Raw genomic sequence first — 4,374 nt, forward strand, 5'->3', positions numbered from 1 at the left:
TAGTCGTAAGTTTTGAATTAGATAAAGGATATTTATTGAATATTCATGCTTTGTCACAAGGAGATCTAGTTCAAACTTATACAGATATATTAGTTGGTGATGCAGCAACTTCGAAGGCAGCAGCGGAGAGAATTGGTAATGATTTAATTTTAAACTATTATTACATAAATGATCAAAATCAACCTGTATCGTTAATGACATCAGGGGAAAATGGTACACCCATTCCATTAATGAAAAATAAACACTGGGTTGGCTATATGAATTATATTGAAGGTGGTATAACAAATACATTAACAGGAACTGTACAAGGAACATCACTAGGTGCAGTGATACCAGATAATAAATTATGGAAAACAGCTACTAATCCCGAAACTGGAACAGTTAGTTCAGGTTGGTTAAATGATGCAAAGGGAAAAACCGTATATGTAGATATTGTTGTTGTTTATAATGGGAATATTTCTAAAACAACTACATCATTAAATATTCCATTAGATCAAGCTAAGATACAAGTTACTGAAGAAGAAAGTTTAGATCAAGCAATAAATGAAGATGATGCTTTGCTTCAAAGTGATGCGGATAATAACTCATCAGAGACTGAATCAAGCGATGATAATCAAAAAAATGAAGAATTAAATGAAAGTGTAGAAAGTTAACAGTATTATGGAAAATCATAATTTAATTGAACAAGTTTATCAAATGTCAGGCTTATTATATCTTTCAGACTTAACTTTTAGGAAAGAATGGGTCAAAGTTGTTAACGATATGATTGAACAAAATGAAGTAAAAAAATATTGTTGGAGTGAGTGGGAAGAATTCTTTAGGTATGTAAATAGTAGAAATTCGTTTGATGAAAATGATGAAATGCTACAAAAAATAAAATCACATTTTGAATTAGAAATAATGAAATAACAAAGAAAAAAGATATAGAAAAATCACATTTATAGAGTTAACATCCATGAAAAATGTTAAACATAAAATGTGATTTTTTATTATGCAATATGAAGAAATAATTCAATTATGTATTTATTCAAATTCACATCATTATGCGAAATCATGTGATTTTGAATATAAAAATAAAAATATTTTTTTAAAACCAGTACATTGTATCAAGAGTTATAAGTAGGCATTGTTACTAGACTTGCTAATAATTTATTATAACTGAATTAGGTATCTGACAAGTATAGAGAATAATGAGATAATCACATTAATTGACCATATAAATATCGGGTGTTAGAGTGAATTTATCGATAGAGAAGTATGAAATTTGATTGCAATGATGCAAAATATTTATTCATTTCAAAATTCTCTACGGACTTCAATAATATAAATCTTGTTAACAAATACGGAAGTGGGGTGAAGGTGCTCAACAAGAAGAATAGTTATTGAGGATTATCGAGATTTACCCAAAAAGGAGCATAAAAAATATGTTACATTTCAAGAAATTATTTAACAAAGACTCAAAGAGTCAAACACCAAATTTAGCAGTATTTACAGAGGATACAAACTTCCCAAAGAATAAGTTAAATGAGGAATCAATCCCTGCAGAAGTTGCTTACAGATTAATTAGTGATGAATTAATTGATGAAGGTAATGCTAGACAAAACTTGGCTACATTCTGTCAAACATATATGGAGCCAGAAGCTACAAAGTTAATGTCTGAATGTCTTGCAATTAATGCAATCGATAAATCTGAGTATCCAAAGATGACCGAAGTAGAAAATTATTGTGTTAATATTCTCGGAGACATCTGGCACGCACCAAGTGATGGTACAACATTAGGAACATCAACAGTAGGATCATCTGAAGCATGTATGCTTGGTGGTCTTGCAATGAAATTCAAATGGCGTGAAGAAGCAGAAAAAGCAGGCATTGATATTCATGCGAAAAAACCTAATTTAGTTATTTCTTCAGGATACCAAGTATGTTGGGAAAAATTCTGTGTTTATTGGGACATCGAAATGAGAGAAGTTCCACTTGATGAACAACACATGAGTTTGAACATCGACAAAGTATTAGATTACGTGGATGACTACACAATCGGTGTAGTTGGTATTCTAGGAATTACTTATACAGGAAAGTTTGATGACATCAAGGCTTTAGATAAGCTTATTGAGGAATATAATAAGACAGCTAAAGTTAAAATCGGAATTCACGTTGATGGTGCATCTGGTGCAATGTTTGCTCCATTTGTACACCCAGAAATTGAATGGGATTTTAGCTTAAAGAACGTTCGATCAATCAGTACTTCAGGTCACAAATATGGATTAGTATATCCAGGTGTTGGTTGGGTTTTATGGAAAAACCAAGAATTCTTACCAAAGAATTTAATCTTCTATGTTAACTACTTAGGTGGTGAACAACCAACAATGGCTATTAACTTCTCACGTTCAGGAAGTCAAATAATTGGTCAATACTACATCTTCATGAGATATGGTTTAAGTGGATTGAAAACTATCCAAACACATACTCGTGATTTAGCAGTAAGTATTACAAAAGAAATTGAAAAGATGGGAATCTTTGAAATTTATAATGATGGTGATAATGTACCGGTAATTTGTTACCGTTTAAAGAATCCAGAAAATCATAAATGGACTCTATATGAATTAGCAGATCGTTTGGCAATGAAAGGATGGCAAGTTCCAGCTTATACATTACCAGCTAATTTACAAAACACAGTTATTCAAAGATTCGTTATTCGTGCCGATTTCTCTGGTGCAATGCGTGATGCATTAATTCAAGATTTAACAATGGCAATTGATTATCTAGAAAAAAACACTCACTCTGATACAGCAGGTAAAAAATTAACAGGAAAACAAGGATTCACACACTAGGAGTGAAAAGAGAGGAGATCTAATATGTCTAACAAAAACCCAGTTAGTACCAAAAAACATTTAACATTATTTGGATTCTTTGCCTTAACAGCAACGATGGTAATGACTGTATATGAATATCCAACATTTGCTTCATCTGGATTATCATTGGTGTTCTATTTAATTGTAGGTGGTCTATTCTGGTTCTTGCCAGTAGCACTATGTGCAGCTGAAATGGCAACAGTAAAAGGATGGGATACAGGAGGTGTATACTCTTGGTCCGGAAATATCCTTGGAGAAAAATGGGGCTTTGCCAATATATTCTTCCAATGGTTCCAAATCACAGTTGGATTTGTAACAATGATTTATTTCATACTAAGCGCATTGTCTTATGTATTGAATTGGGCACCACTTAACAGTGACCCAATGGTAAGATTCTTTGGAGTTCTTATCATATTCTGGGCTTTAACTTTCTCACAATTTAAAGGGACTAAGTTAACAGCCAAAATTTCTAAAATAGGATTTAGTATTGGTATTTTAATTCCAGCAGTAGTCTTATTCGTTCTTGCTATCGCATATTTTGCAACAGGTGGTAAGAGTAGTATGTCGCTTGAATTAAGTTCATTAATCCCAGATTTTTCTAAAGTAAATACGCTTGTCGTATTCGTGTCATTCATTTTAGCTTATGCAGGTATTGAAGCATCAGCGTCACATGCAAATGAAATGACAAATGTAAAACGTGATTATCCATTAGCAATAATTGGATTGGTTATATTAGCAGTAATTTTAAATACAATTGGTGGTATCTCAATTGGTGCAGTAGTTCCTGCAGCTAAATTAGGTTTATCAACAGGAGTATTGCAAGGTTATAGCGGATTATTAGCACACTTTGGTAAAGGATTAGATTGGGTAGTAAGAATCATCGCATTACTAATTGCAGGTGGTGTTATTGCCGAAGTATCAGCATGGGTTGTAGGACCTTCTTGGGGAATGCAAGTTGCTGGTAAACAAGGTCTATTACCAAAAGCATTATCAGAAACAAATAAAGAAGGCGTTCCAACTAAGTTCTTATTACTTCAAGGTTTAATCGTAACAATTTGGACAGCCATCTTAACTTTTGGTGGAGGTGGTAACAATAACTTATCATTCTTCACAGCAATTTCATTGACTGTAGTTATCTACATCATTGCATACATCATTTTCTTTGTTGCATACATCGTGCTTGTATTGAAACATGACAATTTGCCAAGAGCATTCCAAATTTCTAAGAGTAAAGCAATTCGTTTATTCTTTGGATTCTCAGGATTGATTTTATCAATCATCGCATTCGGTATTTCGTTTATACCTCCATCACAATTGTCAGGTCCAGGTGTATCAACAACTTATTTAACAATTCTCTCAGTTAGCTTTGTTGTTACATTGTTTATTCCATTCGTTATTTACCACTTCATGAGAAAGAAAAACCCACTTCCAGCTGGACAAAAAATGCCAGTGTTAAGTGATGGTAGTGATGAATAGAATTAGCTGAAGAATTTGGCGGTGATTAATTTCACCGCTTTTTATT

The 4,374-nt window shown here is 32.7% G+C and carries 4 protein-coding genes; all 4 read left to right on the forward strand.

Going from position 1 to position 4,374, the window contains the following annotated elements; all coding sequences use genetic code 11:
* The coding region (locus RR643_RS11325; protein WP_332483284.1) for a hypothetical protein at positions 1-653 on the forward strand (653 nt) is incomplete at its 5' end.
* A 7-nt stretch (positions 654-660) separates the two neighbouring features.
* Positions 661-909, forward strand: coding sequence for a hypothetical protein (locus RR643_RS11330; protein WP_332469824.1), 249 nt, complete (start codon positions 661-663; stop codon positions 907-909).
* A gap of 515 nt (positions 910-1,424) precedes the next feature.
* On the forward strand, positions 1,425-2,831 hold the full coding sequence (locus RR643_RS11335) for a glutamate decarboxylase (RefSeq protein WP_332469825.1): 1,407 nt from the start codon (positions 1,425-1,427) through the stop codon (positions 2,829-2,831).
* 24 nt (positions 2,832-2,855) lie between these two features.
* Complete coding sequence (locus RR643_RS11340) at positions 2,856-4,328, forward strand: amino acid permease (protein ID WP_332469826.1); 1,473 nt, start codon at positions 2,856-2,858, stop codon at positions 4,326-4,328.
* Positions 4,329-4,374: the final 46 nt, after the last annotated feature.

This window comes from Anaerorhabdus sp., assembly GCF_036637135.1.
Taxonomy (GTDB): domain Bacteria; phylum Bacillota_I; class Bacilli_A; order Erysipelotrichales; family Erysipelotrichaceae; genus Anaerorhabdus.

What these genes read in the sequence shown, in the direction of transcription:
- RR643_RS11340 (WP_332469826.1), top strand. Translation starts at nt 2,856, where the DNA reads ATGTCTAACAAAAACCCAGTTAGTACCAAAAAACATTTAACATTATTT.
- RR643_RS11330 (WP_332469824.1), top strand. Translation starts at nt 661, where the DNA reads ATGGAAAATCATAATTTAATTGAACAAGTTTATCAAATGTCAGGCTTA.
- RR643_RS11335 (WP_332469825.1), top strand. Translation starts at nt 1,425, where the DNA reads ATGTTACATTTCAAGAAATTATTTAACAAAGACTCAAAGAGTCAAACA.